Origin of the sequence: Carnobacterium inhibens subsp. inhibens DSM 13024 (assembly GCF_000746825.1) — a bacterium.
Taxonomy (GTDB): domain Bacteria; phylum Bacillota; class Bacilli; order Lactobacillales; family Carnobacteriaceae; genus Carnobacterium_B; species Carnobacterium_B inhibens.
The window spans coordinates 587,356-607,065 of the sequence record NZ_JQIV01000006.1; the positions used below are offsets into that span (position 1 = coordinate 587,356).

Here is a 19,710-nt window from a genome sequence, read left to right on the forward strand (position 1 = left end):
CTTTGTTTGAGATACTCAAGTAAAATCAAGACACCATTTAATCTTGTTGCGTATTGTTAAAACACATTTCAACCATATCAAAACGATGTTTTACTTTAGAGTATTCAAACGGTCTGCCGTTTTCTAAAAACATCACTTTTGTAACAACTAGTACCGGTTCAGTGTCTTTACATTTTAAATATTTTTTATCTTCTTCATTAGGAGGAGAAGCTTTTATAAACTGTTGATTGCCTCCAAATACTAGACCTAAGTCTTGACGTATATAATCATACACTGAATGTTCTAATATATCAGCAGTAATATTTGGCACTAATTTTACTGGGAGTAGCGAATACTCTATCGAATACGGTTTATTATTGATAATTCTCAACCTTTTAATTTCATAGACAGGTGTTTCTTGTTTGATCATCAATTGCTCGCATTCTTCATCATTTGGAAAACGTACGTTGAAAGCTAACACTTTATTGACCAATGATGTCTGTTCATCTATTTGATGTGTTAAACCAATATTTTGTCCAATCTTAATTCCTGTATTAGAAAGTTGCATCACATTTTTTTTAACATACGTTCCAGATCCTTGAATTGTAAATATCAAACCTTCAATAGATAACAAATCTAAAGCTTTCTTTATTGTTACCCGGCTTGTATTAAAAGCTATTGCTAATTCATTTTGGTTTGCTAATTGACCGCTTTTAGGGTAGTCACCTTGTTTGATTTGTTTGCGCAGCTCTTCTGCAACTTGTTTGTATTTTGCCATTTCCCTTCACTCGCTTCTTCTTATTCTATATTGTAGTTATCGTATTAATTTTTTATATCTTAGTATAACATACCTGCTAATACCCTTTGTATTCAAATAAAAACTCGAAAAACCCCGTTTTTTTTATAGGGATTTTTCAAGTTTAATCGTTCAACTGATCATTTTTTAACCAGCTTATCGGTATCAAAAAAAATTTGAAACTAGCAAATGCATATTTAGATTATTTCCCTATAGAACTTAATCATGCACAATAACGCCATCCACTTCTTTAGTTTCATTTTCTCGAGTTGGGTCTTCAACCAACTGACGACTGTTAGAGATTTTTACAAATGGTAAATAAATGAGCGTTGATACCACAATACAGATCAATTGAGTTGCAACTGCTCCCAAACTACCTGCTGTTGCTAGATAAGCACTAATAATCGGCGGAGTAGTCCAAGGTATCATAACAACTGCTTTTCCTGCAAAACCAATATAAGTTGCTACATAACCAATAAACCCAGTAATTAATGGTGTGATAATAAATGGAATAGCTAAAATAGGATTTAACATAATCGGCATTCCGAATATAACAGGTTCGTTAATATTGAATATACTTGGTCCCATTGATAACTTAGCAATTTGTTTCATATCGTCTCGTTTTCCAATGATAAAAATAGCAAATAGCAATCCAATCGTTACACCCGAACCACCAATATTCATGTACATATCCCAGAAAGGCATATTAATGATATTTGGTATTTCTTTTCCAGCATTAAATGCATCTGTATTTACTGCTATTGAAGCTAACAATAATGGTTCACGGATTGGTTTGATCATTTGATTTCCATGGATCCCGATCACCCAGAAGAATTGTGCAACAAACATTAGAATAAGCACACCAGGTAAACCTTGCATAACATTTTCTAGAGGTGCTTGAACAATTGTATAGATAATGTCATATAGATACATACCAGACAAACGGTAAACTGCAAATCCAGCTGTTGCAATGATCGTAAACGTTAAGACTGTTGGAATCAATGCTGAAAAACTTCTCGATACATTAGATGGTACACTATCAGGCATTTTAATATTTAATTTATCTTGTTTGCCTAGCCAAGTAAATAATTCAACAGATAAAATAGCGATAAACATACCCAAGAATAATCCTTTGGTATCAGTATAATTTCGTGATAAAACATTTTCAACTACGCGCATTTTATCATCCACTAATAATTCTACAGTGGTAGGATTTACAGATATGTAACTGATAACAGCTAGCAATCCAGGAAAGTACCCGCTCTCCTTATTTAGGTTCCCAACTTCTAAACCAATTAAAAATACTGCACTTATGGTCAACATATTCATTGTCGCGTAATTAATCGACTGAGAAATAGGTTTCAATTGTTCCAAAAATGATAAAGCATCTATTTGTGCCAGACCATTTGTTGAATCAAATACCATATTAGAAAACAGTGTAGCAAAAGCCCCTGTAATAATGATCGGTATTAAAGCAGTAAAAGCATTCTTAATGGCAATAATGTATTTGTAACTGTTGATTTTACTTGCCATATTCCCCAACATTGCAATCCACTTATTATCTTCCATTCTTTTCTCCTCCTTTAGGTATGTTTAATACAAATGAATTGTAACCCTTTTCATTATAAATGTAAAGACAAAATATAAATTTGTCTTTACAACTTTATAAAACATGGTAATCTTTAGTTTTATAAAAAATAGGCTCAATTTCTGTCTTAGACAAAAATTGAGCCTGAAAATATACTGAGCATTTTTATTACACTCTTCTATCTCTTATAGTGATTATTTTTGAACCGGTAATTCTCCTAATTCTTCAGCTTTAAATTGTTTCTCTACAGCTAAGAAAAACGGTAGATAAAGCAAGACATCTATAATTATGAGTAAAATTTGCAAGACTGAACCACTCATACTACCTGTTGTTAAGAAACCACTAATTATTGGAGGCATCGTCCACGAAGCAACAGTTCGAGTCAGCGGAACAAGCCCAGACACCATAGCAAGATATGCAACGACCACATTAACCATTGGTGCAAGAATAAACGGTACAAGTAACATTACGTTCAATACTACTGGTAATCCAAACATAGTTGGTTCATTAATATTAAAAATACCTGGTACAACAGTAATTGGAGCCAATACTTTTGTTTGTTGACTTGTTTTTTTCTTGCGGGCTAAATACCCTAATATTAGTACTAACCCGATCGTTGCACCGCCACCACCGATATAGACAAAATTATCCATAAAAGAGATAGTAAAAATATGTTGCAATTCCGCACCAGCTTGATATGCTGCACGATTTTCATCTAAGTTAGCTATCCATAACGGTTGCATCACAGAGTTAACAACATTTCCGCCGTGAATACCAACAAACCAGAATAAACTGTTTAGAGCAACTACAATAACTGTACCAAAAACATTATTGCCTAACAATCCTAATGGCACCCCTAAGACAACTTGGGCAATATCATGAAGATTTGGCAAGTTTAACATAGTTAATACTGCATAAATGATCAACCAGAAAGTAATAATAAAAGCTCCTGGTATAATGGCACTAAAACTTTTTGCGACTGCAGGTGGTACAGTTTCTGGCAACTTAATCTGAATATTATGGTTGATAAACCATTGATAGATATACCCGCTCAATAACCCAATAATAATAGCAATAAATAACCCTTTTGCTGCCATATAAGTTGTGGGCATACCTGCACCAGCTTCAGAAGAAACGAATGGAGTAACTACGATAAAAGAAGATAATGATATAATACCAGATGGAACTCCATCCACTCCAAATTGATTAGTCAAACTGTAGGCAATTCCAAAACTAGCTATTAACCCGATCAAACCGAAACTGCTATCTGTACCTTTCCAAAGAAAGTCTGCAATACCAATATCACCAAGCCATTGTTCCCAACCCGGAACCGGAAAGCTAGCTACAACCATAAATAAAGAACCAATAATAATCAATGGCATTGACAATGTTATTCCATCACGGATAGCAACAAGTAATTTGTTATTTCCTACTTTTGAAGCAATAGGTAGTAATTTTTCTTCTAAAAACCCATTAATGTTATTCAAACAATTTTCCTCCTCTTTCAACTCATATTTATATTTACTTACTCAAAAGCAACTTATAGAGTCTATCTTTGAATAGATCTTGCCATCATTGAAGCAGTGTGACGCATACCACGTATCGCTTTACTCAAAGCAAAAATATTTTCAACTGGCGCAAGCCCAGCATAACCGGCGTCACCGATATGTTGAATGTCTACACCGCAAATTTTATTTGCTATAGCAATTTGTTTGATTGTATCTTCATCTGAACTTTCTTGACTCGTCCCTATAGCAGATAATACAAGTGCTCCTTCATTATGCACTAACTGAACAATTTCCTTTAAGTCTTTTTCATCAAAACCAGGAACAGTTCCAACTGCAGGAACCAAAATGATATCTGCTCCAGCCTCAATAAATGATTTAACCGTATCTGAATCAACAATACTCTCTGATACTCCTGCTCCGTGCATTTTACCGGCGATAATCAATCCTGAAAATCTCTCTCTAGTAATACGAATCGTTTTTTCAATTTGTGCATTCGTAACACCTGTTCCAGGGTTTCCTGTCAAACAAACAAAATCTAGACCTAAAGCTTCTATTTTAGTAATTGTCTCTAAATTTGCTTGTCTTCCTTGTGCAATAGTCAAACGATCTTCTGCCATAGATGCATCTTGATCAACTGGTTCTAGATTCACTCCAATTGGACGTCCAACTAATTTATGTAGTTGATCCACAAAAGATTCTTCACTTTCGTCTAACCCTGAAACTTTAGGATTCAATACATCTATTCCATTTAATAAAATTAAGTCCGCTCCAAAAGCTCTAGCAATTTCAGCATTTGTAATGTCTTCTATAAACGGTTCTCTTGTTACTACATTTTCAGACATAACAATTCTTCCTTCACTTGCTCGAATACTTTGTTTGAGTTCACTAGCTGTCATTTCTAATATTTCCGAGCTATTTGCACTAATAAATCTTTTTGTCATAATACAACTCCCTAACCTTTATAGTCATTTTTTATATATTTGTCTTCAAATATTGTTACCGCTATCATATTGTTGAAAATAGATCATCCCTAATTTGTAAATGCTCTATCCACTTTATTTTTAGATTTATTTATTTTATATTACTTAATAAACCTCACCTTCTCTTTTCTATAATCAATTGATTATATATTATAAATAACCAAGTGCAAAAACAGTGTTTGTTAATTAAATTGATAATAAATTATTATCAATAAACTCATAGTAATCGATTATAATAGCCTTGTCAAACATAATTTGTTGTTTTATTATTTATAAATAATAATTAACGTAGTATAATACTCTTTGTAAAGCAAAGGAGGATTTTATGGGAATTTCAAAAAGACAACTAGAGCTGCAATTTAAAATTTTGGATACTATTTATACAAAAGGGCCGATATCAAGAATTGACATTTCAAAAGAGACAGGGATTACTCCCGCAACGGTAACTGAAATTGCCCGGAAGCTAATCAGTGATCAACTTATCCATGAGTCCGGGGAATTAAGTACTGAACTAAATAAGTCAGGTAGAAAAAAAATTCTGGTGGATATTTCTCCCAATCATAGTTTTTACGTTGGTGTAGAGTTATCTGAAAAATTCTTTTGTTATTGCCTTATAGATAATAAAGGGAATTTACTTAAAGAAAAGATTATACAGCATAACCCATTACTACCAGAAACTAATCTTACTGAATCACTTTTCATTACAGAATTGCATTTATTTATAGACCAAAGCTCTAAGTATTCCCCTCAAGCTATAGGTATCGCAGTACCTGGACATTTTAATGAAGAAACACAGACTATTTTAACTAATAACTTATTCTGGAAAAAGTTCAATTTAACTCAGTTATTATCTACTACTGACCTACCACTTTATTTTAAAAATAATGTCCAATGTATGGCTTTATTCGAACGATTGTTTAGTCTTAGTAATAAGGATGACAATTTAACTTTTTTACACGTAGGACGTGGTATGTTTTGTTCCTCTATTTACCAAAGTAAGCTATACGGTAGCAATAACCGATTAGTGGGTGAAGTCGGACATATTGTTGTTCATCCTGATGGTGAACTTTGCGAATGTGGCAAAAGAGGCTGTCTACAAACTTATGCTAGTGAATCATGGATCATTAAAAAATCCCAAATTCTTTTTGATAACTCTGATAGCACTTATTTAAGGCAGCTCGTATCTAATCGATCTCACTTAACTATTGATACTATTTTACAAGCTTATAAGTTAGGTGATGAAGGTGTAATAAATATCTTGCATAATGCTATTAAATATCTCTCAATTACAATCAATAATTTATCTATGATGATTGATACCAACAAAATGATCATTCATGGTGAACTATTTAAAGAAGTACAACTCTCAGAGTTAATAAAAGATTATTTGGAAAAAAACGTGACTTTATTGGCAACCGAAAAAAAAATTCCAGTAAAAATAAAAAACTATTCAACTATCAACGGTGCCTTATCAGCTGCTGGTCTTTGCGTAGCCAAACAATTGCTTAATTGATTTTTTGTTAATTAATCAATTTAGAGTTTTTATTAATTTACTAAATTTTATGAACAAGTCACCCTATGAAATGTAGTACTGATCACACGATAGGCGAACTGATGAAAGCTTATAGTAACTTTCTCTACTTAAATGAAGATTTATTGAGCTGATTAAACAAAAAAAAGAGCTTCAAGAACGAAATGTTCTTGAAGCTCTTTAGTATACCGGCGGCCGGAATCGAACCGGCACGCCCTCGCGGGCACAGGATTTTGAGTCCAGCGCGTCTACCAGTTCCGCCACGCCGGCATATGGACTGCTTATTTTTCATCTTTAGGCATAAGGCGGTAACCGGATTTGAACCGGTGATGAAGGTTTTGCAGACCTCTGCCTTACCACTTGGCTATACCGCCATCTTTTTAGTTGAATGTATAGATTCAATTAAACTGGGCTAGCTGGATTCGAACCAACGCATGAGGGAGTCAAAGTCCCTTGCCTTACCGCTTGGCTATAGCCCAATAAAAAAAAGGCGACTGATGGGGTTCGAACCCACGCATGCCGGAACCACAATCCGGTGTGTTAACCACTTCACCACAATCGCCATGGTATTACTTGTTTTATCCACTTTTTAAAAAATGGCAGGGGTAGTAGGAATTGAACCCACACTGATGGTTTTGGAGACCATAGTTCTACCTTTAAACTATACCCCTATCTAAATAATAAGGTCGTTCTTTTTAAAAAAATGGTGGAGGGGGGCAGATTCGAACTGCCGAACCCGAAGGAGCGGATTTACAGTCCGCCGCGTTTAGCCACTTCGCTACCCCTCCATTAATGGTGGCCTGGGACAGAATCGAACTGCCGACACCTTGAGCTTCAATCAAGTGCTCTACCAACTGAGCTACCAGGCCATTATAAGAATGGTTTTTTATTTTATTTATCAAACCAACGGTCTCGACGGGAATCGAACCCGCGATCTTCTGCGTGACAGGCAGACATGTTAACCCCTACACCACGAGACCTTTTGAAACAATGGAGGTTGACGGGATCGAACCGCCGACCCTCTGCTTGTAAGGCAGATGCTCTCCCAGCTGAGCTAAACCTCCTGAGGATTACTTAGTCACTTCTAGTTAATGAATCAGTAACGTCGTTACTGATGACCCGTACGGGAATCGAACCCGTGATACCGCCGTGAAAGGGCGGTGTCTTAACCGCTTGACCAACGGGCCTTCATGTTCAAACGGAGAGTAAGGGATTCGAACCCTTGAGACAGTGTTCACCGCCTACATGATTTCCAATCATGCTCCTTCGGCCGCTCGGACAACTCTCCAGATTCGGTTCACCACGATATTCTCGTTTGTTTTTTATTTACATAGATGGACTATGGTACTCCGCAAGTAGGACTCGAACCTACGACATCATGATTAACAGTCATGCGCTACTACCAACTGAGCTATTGCGGAATAATTAATTGAATCTGCGTGGCAGCGTCCTACTCTCACAAAGGGAAACCCTTCACTACCATCGGCGCTAAGAAGCTTAACTGCTGTGTTCGGCATGGGAACAGGTGTGACCTTCTTGCCATCGCCACCACACAAATTTCAATCTAGAGAACGTTGTTCTCTCAAAACTGGATAAGTTAAAAACTTGTTCTTCATTTAGAAACCGTCGTACACCGTTTATTCTTTGGTTAAGTCCTCGACCGATTAGTATTGGTCCGCTCCATCTATCGCTAGACTTCCACTTCCAACCTATCAACCTGATCATCTCTCAGGGGTCTTACTCACTTACGTGATGGGAAATCTCATCTTGAGGGGGGCTTCACGCTTAGATGCTTTCAGCGTTTATCCCGTCCACACATAGCTACCCAGCAATGCCCTTGGCAGAACAACTGGTACACCAGAGGTGTGTCCATCCCGGTCCTCTCGTACTAAGGACAGCTCCTCTCAAATTTCCTACGCCCGCGACGGATAGGGACCGAACTGTCTCACGACGTTCTGAACCCAGCTCGCGTACCGCTTTAATGGGCGAACAGCCCAACCCTTGGGACCGACTACAGCCCCAGGATGCGATGAGCCGACATCGAGGTGCCAAACCTCCCCGTCGATGTGGACTCTTGGGGGAGATAAGCCTGTTATCCCCAGGGTAGCTTTTATCCGTTGAGCGATGGCCCTTCCATGCGGAACCACCGGATCACTAAGCCCGACTTTCGTCCCTGCTCGACTTGTAGGTCTCGCAGTCAAGCTCCCTTATGCCTTTACACTCTACGAATGATTTCCAACCATTCTGAGGGAACCTTTGGGCGCCTCCGTTACACTTTAGGAGGCGACCGCCCCAGTCAAACTGCCCGTCAGACACTGTCTCCCAGCCCGATAAGGGCTGTGGGTTAGAGTGGTCATACAGCAAGGGTAGTATCCCACCAACGCCTCCACCAAGACTGGCGTCCTGGCTTCAATGGCTCCTACCTATCCTGTACAAGCTGTACAAACACTCAATATCAAACTGCAGTAAAGCTCCATGGGGTCTTTCCGTCCTGTCGCGGGTAACCTGCATCTTCACAGGTACTATAATTTCACCGAGTCTCTCGTTGAGACAGTGCCCAGATCGTTACGCCTTTCGTGCGGGTCGGAACTTACCCGACAAGGAATTTCGCTACCTTAGGACCGTTATAGTTACGGCCGCCGTTTACTGGGGCTTCAATTCTGAGCTTCGCCCGAGAGCTAACCCATCCTCTTAACCTTCCAGCACCGGGCAGGCGTCAGCCCCTATACGTCATCTTACGATTTTGCAGAGACCTGTGTTTTTGATAAACAGTCGCCTGGGCCTATTCACTGCGGCTGACCAATTGGTCAGCACCCCTTCTCCCGAAGTTACGGGGTCATTTTGCCGAGTTCCTTAACGAGAGTTCTCTCGCACACCTTAGGATTCTCTCCTCGACTACCTGTGTCGGTTTGCGGTACGGGCAGTTTGTTTCTAACTAGAAGCTTTTCTTGACAGTGTGACATCGGGAACTTCGGTACTTAATTTCCCTCCCCATCACAACTTGTTCTTAAAGAAGCAAGCATTTGACTCACTTCAAAACTTGTTGCTTGGACGCGCATATCCAACAGCGCGTATTCCTTAGCCTACTGTGTCCCTCCATTGTTCAAACAAAACAAACTGGTACAGGAATCTCAACCTGTTGTCCATCGTCTACGCCATTCGGCCTCGACTTAGGTCCCGACTAACCCTGGGAGGACGAGCCTTCCCCAGGAAACCTTAGTCATTCGGTGGACGGGATTCTCACCCGTCTTTCGCTACTCATACCGGCATTCTCACTTCTAAGCGCTCCACTAGTCCTCACGATCTAGCTTCAACGCCCTTAGAACGCTCTCCTACCATAGAACCAATGGTTCTATCCACAGCTTCGGTGTTATGTTTAGCCCCGGTAAATTTTCGGCGCAGGGTCACTCGACTAGTGAGCTATTACGCACTCTTTAAATGATGGCTGCTTCTGAGCCAACATCCTAGTTGTCTAAGCAACTCCACATCCTTTTCCACTTAACATAAACTTTGGGACCTTAGCTGGTGGTCTGGGCTGTTTCCCTTTCGACTACGGATCTTATCACTCGCAGTCTGACTCCCGGATATAAATCAATGGCATTCGGAGTTTATCTGAATTCGGTAACCCGAGAAGGGCCCCTAGTCCAAACAGTTGCTCTACCTCCATGATTCTAATTCCGAGGCTAGCCCTAAAGCTATTTCGGAGAGAACCAGCTATCTCCAAGTTCGATTGGAATTTCTCCGCTACCCACACCTCATCCCCGCATTTTTCAACATACGTGGGTTCGGTCCTCCAGTGCGTATTACCGCACCTTCAACCTGGACATGGGTAGATCACTTGGTTTCGGGTCTACGACCACATACTCATTCGCCCTATTCAGACTCGCTTTCGCTACGGCTCCGTCTCATCAACTTAACCTCGCATGGGATCGTAACTCGCCGGTTCATTCTACAAAAGGCACGCTATCACCCATTAACGGGCTTTAACTATTTGTAGGCACACGGTTTCAGGGGCTATTTCACTCCTCTTCCGAGGTTCTTTTCACCTTTCCCTCACGGTACTGGTTCACTATCGGTCACTAGGGAGTATTTAGCCTTGGGAGATGGTCCTCCCGGATTCCGACGGAATTTCTCGTGTTCCGCCGTACTCAGGATACTGATCAGAGTGGATGTGGTTTCGGATACAGGGCTTTTACCTTCTTCGGCAGACCTTTCCAGGTCGCTTCTCCTACCAAATCCATTTATGACTCTATGTGTTCAGTCCTACAACCCCAGAAAGCAAGCTTTCTGGTTTGGGCTATTCCCGTTTCGCTCGCCGCTACTCAGGGAATCGATTTTTCTTTCTCTTCCTGCAGGTACTTAGATGTTTCAGTTCTCTGCGTCTACCTCTACTAACCTATGTATTCAGTTAGCAGTAACATCCTATCAAAGATGCTGGGTTCCCCCATTCGGAAATCTTTGGATCAAAGCTTACTTACAGCTCCCCAAAGCATATCGGCGTTAGTCCCGTCCTTCATCGGCTCCTAGTGCCAAGGCATTCACCGTGCGCCCTTATTAACTTAACCTATGGTTAATCGTTAATGTTCAATACTCATCTTACGATGAGAACCTTAAAAAACTCATTTTTAAAACTTTTCGGTGTGTTTCTGGTTTCTTACTTGAATTACAATTTTTAACTTTATCCAGTTTTCAAAGAACAACATCTATTTATTGAGAAGATTAGACCTCTCAAAACTAAACAAAGTAAGTACGAATGTGGGGTTTCCGTTATATTCCTTAGAAAGGAGGTGATCCAGCCGCACCTTCCGATACGGCTACCTTGTTACGACTTCACCCCAATTATCTGTCCCACCTTAGGCGGCTGGCTCCCAAAAGGGTTACCTCACCGACTTCGGGTGTTACAAACTCTCGTGGTGTGACGGGCGGTGTGTACAAGACCCGGGAACGTATTCACCGCGGCGTGCTGATCCGCGATTACTAGCGATTCCGGCTTCATGCAGGCGAGTTGCAGCCTGCAATCCGAACTGAGAATGGCTTTAAGAGATTAGCTTGGCCTCGCGACCTTGCGACTCGTTGTACCATCCATTGTAGCACGTGTGTAGCCCAGGTCATAAGGGGCATGATGATTTGACGTCATCCCCACCTTCCTCCGGTTTATCACCGGCAGTCTCACTAGAGTGCCCAACTGAATGCTGGCAACTAATAATAGGGGTTGCGCTCGTTGCGGGACTTAACCCAACATCTCACGACACGAGCTGACGACAACCATGCACCACCTGTCACTTTGTCCCCGAAGGGAAAGTCCTATCTCTAGGATTGTCAAAGGATGTCAAGACCTGGTAAGGTTCTTCGCGTTGCTTCGAATTAAACCACATGCTCCACCGCTTGTGCGGGTCCCCGTCAATTCCTTTGAGTTTCAACCTTGCGGTCGTACTCCCCAGGCGGAGTGCTTAATGCGTTAGCTGCAGCACTGAAGGGCGGAAACCCTCCAACACTTAGCACTCATCGTTTACGGCGTGGACTACCAGGGTATCTAATCCTGTTTGCTCCCCACGCTTTCGAGCCTCAGCGTCAGTTACAGACCAGAGAGTCGCCTTCGCCACTGGTGTTCCTCCACATATCTACGCATTTCACCGCTACACGTGGAATTCCACTCTCCTCTTCTGCACTCAAGTTCTCCAGTTTCCAATGACCCTCCCCGGTTGAGCCGGGGGCTTTCACATCAGACTTAAAGAACCGCCTGCGCTCGCTTTACGCCCAATAAATCCGGACAACGCTTGCCACCTACGTATTACCGCGGCTGCTGGCACGTAGTTAGCCGTGGCTTTCTGGTTAGATACCGTCAGGGGATGAGCAGTTACTCTCATCCTTGTTCTTCTCTAACAACAGAGTTTTACGATCCGAAAACCTTCTTCACTCACGCGGCATTGCTCCGTCAGACTTTCGTCCATTGCGGAAGATTCCCTACTGCTGCCTCCCGTAGGAGTCTGGGCCGTGTCTCAGTCCCAGTGTGGCCGATCACCCTCTCAGGTCGGCTACGTATCATCGCCTTGGTGAGCCATTACCTCACCAACTAGCTAATACGCCGCGGGTCCATCCATAAGCGGTAGCCGAAGCCACCTTTTTTCCATCTGTCAGGAGACAATTGGAAATATGCGGTATTAGCATCCGTTTCCGGATGTTATCCCCCTCTTATGGGCAGGTTACCCACGTGTTACTCACCCGTCCGCCACTCTTTTGTCTCGGTGGGTGCAAGCACCCGGTGAAACAAAAGCGTTCGACTTGCATGTATTAGGCATGCCGCCAGCGTTCGTCCTGAGCCAGGATCAAACTCTCATATAAAATGATGCTTGAAGCTCATTATTGATTGCTAGCGAATAATTATTCACTATATTTGTTACTGTTGACTCAGCACTGCTGAGTCACCCTCACATTTGGTTCGTCTTACTTTGTTTAGTTTTCAAAGGTCTAAAGCTTGTTGCAACTGTTCGTGACAACTTCTATATCTTACAACAGTTTTTTTTGTTCGTCAAGCTTTTTTTTAAATAAATTGAATATTTATTCAATTTATTACTTTTCACATCGCCTTAGCGACATCTAATAGATTAACACAATTTGTCATATGCTGTCAAACAAATTATTTAATTATTTTTCGGAAAATTGTTAGCATCGTTACTACGATGATGCTTTCAACACCATTTACTATAACAAGTCTATTTGTTTTGGTCAACCATAATCTTTACATTCTTTACATAAAAAACAAAAAAGCGAACATTTTTTTATTTACGAAAAAACAAAATACGTATATATATTCATAACGATCTTAAGTTCGGAACTTTCATAAATAAAAAAGTGTTTTCGTTCGCTTTTTTCATTCGCCTTTTATGTTCTTAGTCCAATTTATACACCACTGATTCAAATGGTCTTAGACTTAACTGTTCTAAATTCTTTCCGCTATCCGAATAATTACTAATAATAATCGTATCAACTTTCTGATCTTGATTCTTATAAATTGTTGCTTTCTCATAAAAATTAATAATAATCAGCCAAGTTTCATCTTGGTAACTTCTTTCATAAACGAAAAGTTGAGGATCATTCGGCAATAATTCTTTATATGAACCCCATACAATAAGGTCATGTTCTTTTCTTAAACGAATAAGTTCTTTGTAATAGTTGAAAATAGATTCTTTGTTTTGTCGATCTTCTTTTACATTCAATTCTTTATAGTTAGGGTTGAGCGCCAACCATGGCGTCCCTGTGGTAAATCCGCCATTCAAAGAATCATCCCATGGTATAGGACGTCTCGCATTATCGCGACCTTTTTTGTTAATAGATTGGATAATATCTTTTTTATTGTATCCTTCGTTCAATCGTTCTTTATACATATTGAGACTTTCAATATCATTTGCTTCATCTATAGAAGAAATCGGTGTATTCGTTAACCCAATTTCTTCTCCTTGATAGATATAAGGCGTTCCTTTTAGAAAATGTAAAAACGTTGCAAACATTTTTGCAGATACTCTTCGATATTGAGGGCTATCATTGCCCCAACTAGATACGATTCGTGGAATATCGTGATTGTTCCAAAACAAACTATTCCAACCATCTCCATCAAGAGCCAATTGCCATTTGGTAAAAACTTGCTTTAATTTAATGAAATCTAATGGTTGAGTGTCCCATTTTGGTTTTCCCGGTTGTTCATCAAGACTTATGTGTTCGAATTGGAACACCATTGACAACTCATTTCTTTCAGAAGCTGAATACAATTTAGCATCCTCAGTTGTTACTCCCCATGTTTCTCCAACAGTCAAAACATCTAATTTCCCAAAGGTTTCCTGATGCATTTCTTGAAGATAAGTATGAAGCATAGGACCGTTACCCGTAATCAGTTCATCTGGAACTTTTCCAATTAGGTCAATCACGTCCATTCGGAATCCGCCGATACCCTTATCCAACCAAAAATTCATCATTTCCCAAATTTCATTACGGACTTTTGGGTTCTCCCAATTTAAATCTGGTTGTTTCTTACTATAAAGATGCAGATAATATTGATTCGTTTGCTCGTCTAATTCCCAAGCTGAACCGCTGAAAATAGATTTCAACTCATTGGGAACATCATTATTTTGAGCATCGCGCCAAATATAGTAATCGCGGTAGTCATTATCTTTACTTTTAGATGATTCAATAAACCAAGCGTGTTCATCTGATGTATGATTGACCACTAAGTCCATAACAATACGGATATTCAATTTATTTGCTTCGTTAATCAGTTCTTCCATATCGTCCATCGTTCCGAATTCTGAAGAAATAGCCTGATAATCACTAATGTCGTATCCATTATCGTCATTTGGCGATTGATAAACGGGACTCAACCATATAGCATCAATACCTAAATCGGCTAAATAATCCAATCGTTGGATTATACCTTGAATGTCGCCTACTCCATCTCCATTGCTATCTTGAAAACTTCTTGGATAAATTTGATAAACTACTGAACTATGCCACCATTTTTTTTCCAAATTGAATCCTCCTTATTGATTTGCTCTTTTTAGTATTTCTTCCAATTTCAATTCTTGGGTACTCGTTACTGCATAATCGGCTTCTTTCATCATTTCTTTTGTTCCAACTCCGACTGAAAAGATTCCTGCTGCATTGATTGATTCTATTCCAGCTTGAGCATCTTCTACTCCAACACATTCGATTGGTTTTAACTTTAACTGTTGGGCACCTTTAATAAAAATTTCCGGGTCTGGTTTTCCCTTTGCCAAAGTTGCAGGATCGACCACAGTATCAAACATATCCGCAATACCTAATCTTTCCATTATGACAGGACCATTTTTACTAGCAGATGCTAATGCTAATCGGATATCTTTCGCTCTTAGATCCGCTAATAAATTCGCTATTCCAGGCAATAGATCATTTGGCGTGACCTCTAATATCAGTTCTTTATAATCCTCATTTTTTTCATCTGCCAGCTTTTCTTTTTCTTCAAGCGTGTAACGATCCATTTGATTGCCTATCGCTAAAATGCGATCAAGCGAATCCATTCGACTGATTCCTTTTAATTGCTCATTCATTTTACGATCTAATTGAATACCTAATCTATCAGCCAACTTTTTCCAGGCTAGGTAATGGTATTCCGCTGTATCTGTTAGCACACCGTCTAAATCAAATATAAATCCTTTAATCATAGTAACCTTCTCCTTTTTTAGCAATAAGAAAAGCTATCAAATGAATTTATCGATTTGATAGCTTCCTCCTATTCATAGTCATTTAAACTCACTGTTCATTTATTTAATTGTTTAAGAAAAAGAAAGTGAACTGTGAACTTCATTGGTCAACACCATTTCTTTATCATATAGTGTCAATTCAATTGGTTCGCCTTCTTCTAAACGTACACTTACAGATACTTGAGTTACACAGACATGCAACAGACGTTCACGATATTTAATCATGAAAGTATACCCATCCCAGTTTTCTGGACAGAATGGATTAAAGGATAAGCGGTTATTAACCGTACGCATACCTGCAAAACCTTGAACGATAGCTAACCATCCGCCACTCATAGAAGTAATGTGTAACCCGTCTTCTGTGTCATTGTTGTAGTTGTCTAAATCTAAACGAGCCGTACGTGCATACAATTCAACCGCTTTTTCTTTTTTGCCAAGTTCTGCTGCTAAAATAGCGTGGATGGATGCAGAAAGTGAAGATTCATGAACCGTCATTGGCTCATAGAAATTAAAGTTGGCTTCTTTTTCTTCTAACGTAAACTCATCGTTCAAATAGTATATACCTTGCAAGACATCCGCTTGTTTGATAAAACAAGAACGTAAAATCTTATCCCAAGACCAGTTTTGATTTATTGGTCTTTCAGCTGGATCAAGATCATCAGTTGTCAGGATTTCTTTATCTAAAAATGTATCATGTTGAACAAAGACATTTAATTCTTCATCGTGAGGGTAGTACATCTTTTCAATGATGTCTCTCCACTTATTCTTTTCTTCATCTGTTACATATAATTCATTTGCCACTATAGATGAGATTTTTTCAAGACTTTCCAAAGTATAACGCAATGTCCAAGCTGCCATAGTATTTGTATACCAGTTATTATTGATATTATTCTCATATTCATTTGGACCAGTAACGCCATGGATCATATATTGACCGTTGCGTTTAGAATAATGCACGCGATCAGCCCAGAAACGTGATATAGCTACTAACATCTCAATACCTTTTGTGCTTAGGAAAGCTTCATCACCGGTATAGTTTGTGTAATTATAGATAGCATAAGCAATCGTACCATTACGGTGAATTTCCTCAAATGTAATTTCCCATTCATTATGGCTTTCGATTCCGTTAAACGTAACCATCGGATACAAGGCTCCTTGAAGGCCTTGTTGTTTAGCATTATGAAATGCACCTGGAAGCTGATTATGTCGGTAAGTCAACAATTGCTCTGAAACAGATTCATCTGCTATAGATAGGTACATCGGCAAAATAAATGCCTCTGTATCCCAATAGGTTGCTCCGCCATATTTCTCTCCAGTAAATCCTTTTGGTCCGATATTTAAACGATTATCTTCTCCATAATAAGTAGAAAACAATTGGAAAATATTAAAACGGATACCTTGCTGACTTTCAGCATCTCCTTCAATCACTACATCCGCTTTGCGCCAGCGTTCTTCCCAAAGAGCTACATGCTGAGCTTCTACTTGTTCTGCACCTAGTTCAATTGCTTGATCTAAGATAGCTGCAGCCATTGCTTCCTGATTTTCCGGTTGAACATCACGACTAGTCAATACGCTGACAAATTTAGTGACTTTCGCTTTTTCACCAGCTTTCAACGCGTAGGTGATTTTTTCTTCAACTTGCATAAAGCCTTCAGAAAACTCTTTATTTTCAATGTTTTCAGTTACATTTTGCATCATAGTGGTTACAGTAAATTGTTCTACGCCAAACGGATTTTCAATCGTTTTAGTCGTTAAACTACTCTTTTCTCCTGAAACACGTTTCATTTCCAACCAAAAATTTTCTTCATAATTGCTGTCTTCATTTGTCACGTTTCCATCCATTTTAGGGATAAATACAATGACAGCGTCACCTTTTATAACTTCAGCGGTGACTTCGATGACGGCCAATTCTTTTAATGCTATACTAACAAAGCGTTTAAAAGTGAAACGAATCTCTGTTTCTCCTTCAACCCAAGTATATGAACGATACAAAATTCCTTTTTTCATATCTAATTCAATTTCATACTCTTTTACCTCATCTAGTGCGAGATCAACTTTGCGGTCATTAACCATTAATTCGACTGGAATGAAGTTTGTTGCATTGATCACTTTTCCGAAGTATTCTGGATAGCCGTTTTTCCACCAACCGACTCTAGTTTTGTCTGGAAACCAGACACCTGCTAGATACGTTCCTAGGTGAAAATCCCCTGAATATCCCTCTTCAAAGTTTCCACGCATCCCCATATACCCATTTCCAATAGAAGTTAAACTTTCTTGTAATCTTTTATCAGCTTTATCTAATTTCGTTGATTTTACTTTCCAAGGATCAACATCGAATAAACGCTTAATCATGTACCCTTACCCCCAGTGACTTTTTTACTTTAAACTTTTTTGCTTCATCGTTGTACCTTGTTTGATAGAAGGCAAGCAATAACATGACTACTAATCCTACTGATTGGATCATCAGCATCACAACAATATCGAATTGAATCAACCCAATGATTAAAGCGATTAAAGTTGGTAGTCCCATACAATTCGATATAAAGTTAACTGATTCTTTGTATGTTTTAATAGAAGAATAGTCACTTTTTTTTGTTAAATAGAGGAAGACAGCAGATCCAAAAGTTAGAAAGATTGTACTAACAAATGTAATGCTGAATACTAAAAACATCAACGTAGCAACTACATATCCTCTATTTTTTATAAACCATTGTCTTGAAAGAGATTCTTTTACACCATTGACGTTAGTTACTTTTGATAAATCAAAATCTTTCGTGTAAGGAACAGTGCTTACTGTTTGATCGCCTTCTTTAATGATCATTGCATCTTTTTGGAAAACCAGTGCGTTTTCCGCATCCAATGCTTGTTCCATCTCTGTATCTGACAACAAGCCAGCAACCGTTCCTTTATCAGAAGTACGGACAAACGAAGACGGTAAATCTAACGTACCGTTCTCGTATGTGCCTTCTTGCAGATTTAATACGTCAGTCTCATCAATTAAACCAAACGAGTTTGGCAACGTTCCTTCTACAGGGTAAGTATCCATTTCCATGTAATTTAATGACACGGGTATCATCAATAAACTGTTAACAAATAGCAAAACAATAAAAATATGAAACCAGTTTAATTGATGACGATTTTTGAAACTTTTTGTTGGCGACCAAATACTTTTAAAATAATTTAACGGAAATGCATCTGTTTTCATAGGTTCACTTCTTTTCTTTAACTAGTTTTAGCTCTTTATGCTTATCCTTTTGTTCCTCCAGTGGTTAAGCCAGAGACAAAATTCTTTTGCAACAAGAAGAATAAGATTGAAATTGGAACTGCAATCAAGATTGCGCCTGCTGCGAATAAAGCAACTTTTTGGTCTTGCGGATTGCTGATAAATGTTTGCAACCCTACAGCAACCGTAATTTTTTCAGGGCTTCTTAATAAGAATCTAGCTAGCATGTAATCACCAAATGGTGTCATAAATGCCCATAGTGCTTGAACCGCAATCATAGGTCTGACAAGTGGAAGAACGATTTGCCAGAAAATTCTAAAATGTCCTGCTCCATCTAGTTTAGCTGATTCATCCAAATCTTTTGGTACTGTATCAAAATATCCTTTCATTAACCAAGTGTTCATTGGAATTCCACCACCAATATATAACATGGTCAAGAACCAAAATTGGTCTAAAGCGCCTAATAATAAGGCCATAACATAAAATGCTGTTAAAGCTGCCATAGTAGGAACCATTTGGATAACTAAGAAAAACATCAAACTTTTCTTTCGTCCCATAAAATTGTAACGGCTATAAGCATATCCAGCGATTGTAACAATGCCTACTTGGATCACCATTGTAGCTACAGCGACAATTAAAGTATTTTTATACCAAGTGCCGTAAAGTGTCTCTTGAAATAAACGAGTAAAGTTTGCTAACGTCCATTCCGCATTTAAGTCTAAAGAAAAGGCCGTTATGTTCCCTGATTTAAAGGCTGAACTAGCTGTGATCAGCAATGGATAAATAATGATGATCGACAATAAGATCATGTAGACATACGTAAAGAATTGACTAAAGAAACGAGAAGTTTTTTGTGATTTAACAAATTTCCCCAT

The 19,710-nt window shown here is 39.0% G+C and carries 10 protein-coding genes, 12 tRNA genes and 3 rRNA genes; 1 reads left to right on the plus strand and 24 read right to left on the minus strand.

Annotated features, from left to right (window positions below; all coding sequences use genetic code 11):
- Positions 1-37 precede the first annotated feature (37 nt).
- The 4 genes from BR65_RS03975 to BR65_RS03990 form a co-directional block, all read right to left on the minus strand.
- Positions 38-757 (minus strand): GntR family transcriptional regulator, encoded by a 720-nt coding sequence (locus BR65_RS03975; protein ID WP_034536825.1) that lies wholly within the window; start codon positions 755-757, stop codon positions 38-40.
- A gap of 237 nt (positions 758-994) precedes the next feature.
- The gene (locus tag BR65_RS03980) at positions 995-2,344 is read right to left on the minus strand and encodes a PTS sugar transporter subunit IIC (RefSeq protein ID WP_034536826.1); all 1,350 of its coding nucleotides are present in this window, start codon (positions 2,342-2,344) and stop codon (positions 995-997) included.
- 213 nt (positions 2,345-2,557) lie between these two features.
- A complete protein-coding gene (locus tag BR65_RS03985) occupies positions 2,558-3,850 on the minus strand; it encodes a PTS sugar transporter subunit IIC (protein ID WP_081901349.1) in 1,293 nt (430 codons plus the stop codon).
- Positions 3,851-3,912: 62 nt separating this feature from the next.
- Positions 3,913-4,812, minus strand: a complete 900-nt coding sequence (locus BR65_RS03990; RefSeq protein ID WP_034536829.1) for a DUF7916 family protein — start codon at positions 4,810-4,812, stop codon at positions 3,913-3,915.
- Between the two features lie 364 nt (positions 4,813-5,176).
- On the opposite strand from BR65_RS03990, the gene BR65_RS03995 reads away from it, so the two are divergent.
- A complete protein-coding gene (locus BR65_RS03995; RefSeq protein ID WP_034536831.1) occupies positions 5,177-6,364 on the plus strand; it encodes an ROK family transcriptional regulator in 1,188 nt (395 codons plus the stop codon).
- A 204-nt stretch (positions 6,365-6,568) separates the two neighbouring features.
- Here BR65_RS03995 and BR65_RS04000 read toward each other — a convergent pair.
- The 20 genes from BR65_RS04000 to BR65_RS04095 all read right to left on the minus strand — a co-directional run bounded on the left by BR65_RS04000 (position 6,569) and on the right by BR65_RS04095 (position 19,710).
- Positions 6,569-6,652: transfer RNA gene (locus BR65_RS04000), tRNA-Leu, on the minus strand.
- A 33-nt stretch (positions 6,653-6,685) separates the two neighbouring features.
- A tRNA-Cys gene (locus tag BR65_RS04005) sits at positions 6,686-6,756 on the minus strand.
- Positions 6,757-6,789: 33 nt separating this feature from the next.
- Positions 6,790-6,861, minus strand: a tRNA-Gln gene (locus BR65_RS04010).
- A 10-nt stretch (positions 6,862-6,871) separates the two neighbouring features.
- A tRNA-His gene (locus BR65_RS04015) sits at positions 6,872-6,944 on the minus strand.
- Positions 6,945-6,979: 35 nt separating this feature from the next.
- A tRNA-Trp gene (locus tag BR65_RS04020) sits at positions 6,980-7,053 on the minus strand.
- A 33-nt stretch (positions 7,054-7,086) separates the two neighbouring features.
- Positions 7,087-7,170 (minus strand) — tRNA-Tyr (locus BR65_RS04025).
- Positions 7,171-7,175: 5 nt separating this feature from the next.
- Positions 7,176-7,251: transfer RNA gene (locus tag BR65_RS04030), tRNA-Phe, on the minus strand.
- Positions 7,252-7,289: 38 nt separating this feature from the next.
- Positions 7,290-7,362, minus strand: a tRNA-Asp gene (locus BR65_RS04035).
- Between the two features lie 11 nt (positions 7,363-7,373).
- Positions 7,374-7,446 (minus strand) — tRNA-Val (locus BR65_RS04040).
- 51 nt (positions 7,447-7,497) lie between these two features.
- Positions 7,498-7,569 (minus strand) — tRNA-Glu (locus BR65_RS04045).
- 12 nt (positions 7,570-7,581) lie between these two features.
- Positions 7,582-7,670: transfer RNA gene (locus BR65_RS04050), tRNA-Ser, on the minus strand.
- Between the two features lie 59 nt (positions 7,671-7,729).
- A tRNA-Asn gene (locus BR65_RS04055) sits at positions 7,730-7,803 on the minus strand.
- 16 nt (positions 7,804-7,819) lie between these two features.
- Positions 7,820-7,935, minus strand: a 5S ribosomal RNA gene (gene rrf / locus BR65_RS04060).
- A gap of 91 nt (positions 7,936-8,026) precedes the next feature.
- Positions 8,027-10,947: ribosomal RNA gene (locus BR65_RS04065) — 23S ribosomal RNA — on the minus strand.
- 215 nt (positions 10,948-11,162) lie between these two features.
- Positions 11,163-12,724: ribosomal RNA gene (locus BR65_RS04070) — 16S ribosomal RNA — on the minus strand.
- The 16S, 23S and 5S rRNA genes sit together here with 12 tRNA genes alongside, the layout of an rRNA operon.
- 548 nt (positions 12,725-13,272) lie before the next feature.
- Positions 13,273-14,901, minus strand: coding sequence for a glycoside hydrolase family 13 protein (locus BR65_RS04075; RefSeq protein WP_034536838.1), 1,629 nt, complete (start codon positions 14,899-14,901; stop codon positions 13,273-13,275).
- Positions 14,902-14,913: 12 nt separating this feature from the next.
- Positions 14,914-15,573, minus strand: a complete 660-nt coding sequence (gene pgmB / locus BR65_RS04080) for a beta-phosphoglucomutase (RefSeq protein WP_034536840.1) — start codon at positions 15,571-15,573, stop codon at positions 14,914-14,916.
- 111 nt (positions 15,574-15,684) lie between these two features.
- Positions 15,685-17,964 (minus strand): glycoside hydrolase family 65 protein, encoded by a 2,280-nt coding sequence (locus tag BR65_RS04085; protein ID WP_034536842.1) that lies wholly within the window; start codon positions 17,962-17,964, stop codon positions 15,685-15,687.
- Positions 17,957-18,817, minus strand: a complete 861-nt coding sequence (locus BR65_RS04090) for a DUF1189 family protein (RefSeq protein WP_034536844.1) — start codon at positions 18,815-18,817, stop codon at positions 17,957-17,959. Before BR65_RS04090 ends, BR65_RS04085 begins: the two co-directional genes overlap by 8 nt.
- Before the next feature lie 41 nt (positions 18,818-18,858).
- Entirely contained in the window at positions 18,859-19,710 is an 852-nt protein-coding gene (locus BR65_RS04095; RefSeq protein ID WP_023178217.1) for a sugar ABC transporter permease, read from the minus strand.

Excerpts from the sequence above, each read along its gene's own strand:
- BR65_RS03975 (WP_034536825.1), bottom strand. The coding sequence starts at position 757 with ATGGCAAAATACAAACAAGTTGCAGAAGAGCTGCGCAAACAAATCAAA.
- BR65_RS03980 (WP_034536826.1), bottom strand. The coding sequence starts at position 2,344 with ATGGAAGATAATAAGTGGATTGCAATGTTGGGGAATATGGCAAGTAAA.
- BR65_RS03990 (WP_034536829.1), bottom strand. The coding sequence starts at position 4,812 with ATGACAAAAAGATTTATTAGTGCAAATAGCTCGGAAATATTAGAAATG.
- BR65_RS03995 (WP_034536831.1), top strand. The coding sequence starts at position 5,177 with ATGGGAATTTCAAAAAGACAACTAGAGCTGCAATTTAAAATTTTGGAT.
- pgmB (WP_034536840.1), bottom strand. The coding sequence starts at position 15,573 with ATGATTAAAGGATTTATATTTGATTTAGACGGTGTGCTAACAGATACA.
- BR65_RS04085 (WP_034536842.1), bottom strand. The coding sequence starts at position 17,964 with ATGATTAAGCGTTTATTCGATGTTGATCCTTGGAAAGTAAAATCAACG.
- BR65_RS04090 (WP_034536844.1), bottom strand. The coding sequence starts at position 18,817 with ATGAAAACAGATGCATTTCCGTTAAATTATTTTAAAAGTATTTGGTCG.
- BR65_RS04095 (WP_023178217.1), bottom strand. The coding sequence starts at position 19,710 with ATGGGGAAATTTGTTAAATCACAAAAAACTTCTCGTTTCTTTAGTCAA.